The organism is Atopobacter phocae ATCC BAA-285 (genome assembly GCF_000526675.1).
Taxonomy (GTDB): Bacteria; Bacillota; Bacilli; order Lactobacillales; family Aerococcaceae; genus Atopobacter; species Atopobacter phocae.
This window is the reverse complement of the sequence record NZ_JAGN01000078.1, coordinates 1-1,764: the sequence shown is the minus strand read 5'-3', so window position 1 is coordinate 1,764 and position 1,764 is coordinate 1. Positions and strand designations below refer to the sequence as shown.

Sequence of the window (1,764 nt, the reverse complement as noted above, 5' to 3'; positions counted from 1 at the left end):
TGGTAAAAACATTGTACCGTAAAAGGAGCTTTATATGACCTTTTATCTTTTACACAATTATATGGACTTTATCGTAGCTCGCGCTGTCTTATTTAAATTTTTACACCAAGGTGGATAGAAGCGCATAGCAATCTTACCTTTGCTATTTTCAGTTGATACAATATGCTTCTTAATCGCAATATCTTTAGGAATGATAAATACACCACCTTGACTAGGTTCATCAATTAATATAATATACTCATCAACTAAAGCTTCAATAGAATACGGTACATTTTTATTGTTTTCACCTTTTTTTCAAAAAACTGTAAAGTAGCCTTCTTTCTTTGGCGTCTTTTTAGCTAAACGATATCGTTTAAATATTGAATCATTCGGTAACCGTATTAACATACTTTCATATTTTTCATTCCAATGTTCCATAACTAATTCAAAATTTCCATATATTTTGTGTAGTAAATTAATTGATTTCAACCTATCTCCTTCTTTCTTTTTCTGAAAATGATATTATCCAGGTGCACAAGTATATCACATATTCACTTATTTTATCTTCTGACCTACAGAAAAGATGAAGTAACCGTATGAATACCTCACCTCGTCATCAATCCTATTTGACAAAGAGCCAATAAATAGACAGCAAAAAAGACAAGGTCTTAGAAACCTTGTCTTTTCGTATACCGGCGGCCGGGGTCGAACCGGCACGCCCCGCAAAGGGCACTGGATTTTGAGTCCAGCGCGTCTGCCAATTCCGCCACGCCGGCATAATTATTCGGTTAAAGGCGGTAACCGGATTTGAACCGGTGATCGAGGTTTTGCAGACCCATGCCTTACCACTTGGCTATACCGCCATTAAAAAATTCTATAAAAAAAACTGGGCTAGCTGGATTCGAACCAACGAATGACGGAGTCAAAGTCCGTTGCCTTACCGCTTGGCTATAGCCCAATAAAAGGGCGACCGATGGGAATCGAACCCACGAATGCCGGAGCCACAATCCGGTGCGTTAACCACTTCGCCACGGTCGCCATAATTATAACAGGGGTAGCAGGAATCGAACCCACGCTAACGGTTTTGGAGACCGCTGTTCTACCGCTAAACTATACCCCTATTGTCGACGCTTTAAATATGGAGGGGGGCAGATTCGAACTGCCGAACCCGAAGGAGCGGATTTACAGTCCGCCGCGTTTAGCCACTTCGCTACCCCTCCAAATGGCTCGAGACAGAATCGAACTGCCGACACCTTGAGCTTCAATCAAGTGCTCTACCAACTGAGCTATCGAGCCTTACTAAAATATTGATACGGTCCCGACGGGATTTGAACCCGCGATCTCCTGCGTGACAGGCAGGCATGTTAACCCCTACACCACGGAACCAGTGTTAAATGTAACGATGGAGGCTAACGGGATCGAACCGCTGACCCTCTGCTTGTAAGGCAGATGCTCTCCCAGCTGAGCTAAGCCTCCAACTATTTAATGACCCGTACGGGAATCGAACCCGTGTTACCGCCGTGAAAGGGCGGTGTCTTAACCGCTTGACCAACGGGCCAGGATATAAAACGGAGAGTAAGGGATTCGAACCCTTGAGACAGTTTTACCCGCCTACACGATTTCCAATCGTGCTCCTTCGGCCAGCTCGGACAACTCTCCAAGGTTATTTTCGAAACATTACTGCTTCCTAACTCCGCAAGTAGGACTCGAACCTACGACATCGTGATTAACAGTCACGCGCTACTACCAACTGAGCTATTGCGGATTAATGCATGGCAACGTCCT

The 1,764-nt window shown here is 44.0% G+C and carries 12 tRNA genes and 1 pseudogene; all 13 read right to left on the bottom strand.

Going from position 1 to position 1,764, the window contains the following annotated elements:
* Positions 1-57 precede the first annotated feature (57 nt).
* The 13 genes and pseudogenes from L866_RS08915 to L866_RS0108155 all read right to left on the bottom strand — a co-directional run bounded on the left by L866_RS08915 (position 58) and on the right by L866_RS0108155 (position 1,744).
* Positions 58-468 (bottom strand): annotated as a pseudogene (locus L866_RS08915) (MepB family protein).
* A gap of 201 nt (positions 469-669) precedes the next feature.
* Positions 670-755: transfer RNA gene (locus L866_RS0108210), tRNA-Leu, on the bottom strand.
* A gap of 16 nt (positions 756-771) precedes the next feature.
* A tRNA-Cys gene (locus tag L866_RS0108205) sits at positions 772-842 on the bottom strand.
* Positions 843-865: 23 nt separating this feature from the next.
* Positions 866-937: transfer RNA gene (locus L866_RS0108200), tRNA-Gln, on the bottom strand.
* A gap of 7 nt (positions 938-944) precedes the next feature.
* A tRNA-His gene (locus L866_RS0108195) sits at positions 945-1,017 on the bottom strand.
* Between the two features lie 11 nt (positions 1,018-1,028).
* A tRNA-Trp gene (locus tag L866_RS0108190) sits at positions 1,029-1,099 on the bottom strand.
* Between the two features lie 19 nt (positions 1,100-1,118).
* A tRNA-Tyr gene (locus L866_RS0108185) sits at positions 1,119-1,199 on the bottom strand.
* A 3-nt stretch (positions 1,200-1,202) separates the two neighbouring features.
* A tRNA-Phe gene (locus tag L866_RS0108180) sits at positions 1,203-1,275 on the bottom strand.
* Positions 1,276-1,292: 17 nt separating this feature from the next.
* A tRNA-Asp gene (locus L866_RS0108175) sits at positions 1,293-1,365 on the bottom strand.
* Positions 1,366-1,382: 17 nt separating this feature from the next.
* Positions 1,383-1,455, bottom strand: a tRNA-Val gene (locus L866_RS0108170).
* Between the two features lie 10 nt (positions 1,456-1,465).
* A tRNA-Glu gene (locus L866_RS0108165) sits at positions 1,466-1,537 on the bottom strand.
* 11 nt (positions 1,538-1,548) lie between these two features.
* A tRNA-Ser gene (locus L866_RS0108160) sits at positions 1,549-1,638 on the bottom strand.
* A 32-nt stretch (positions 1,639-1,670) separates the two neighbouring features.
* A tRNA-Asn gene (locus tag L866_RS0108155) sits at positions 1,671-1,744 on the bottom strand.
* Positions 1,745-1,764: the final 20 nt, after the last annotated feature.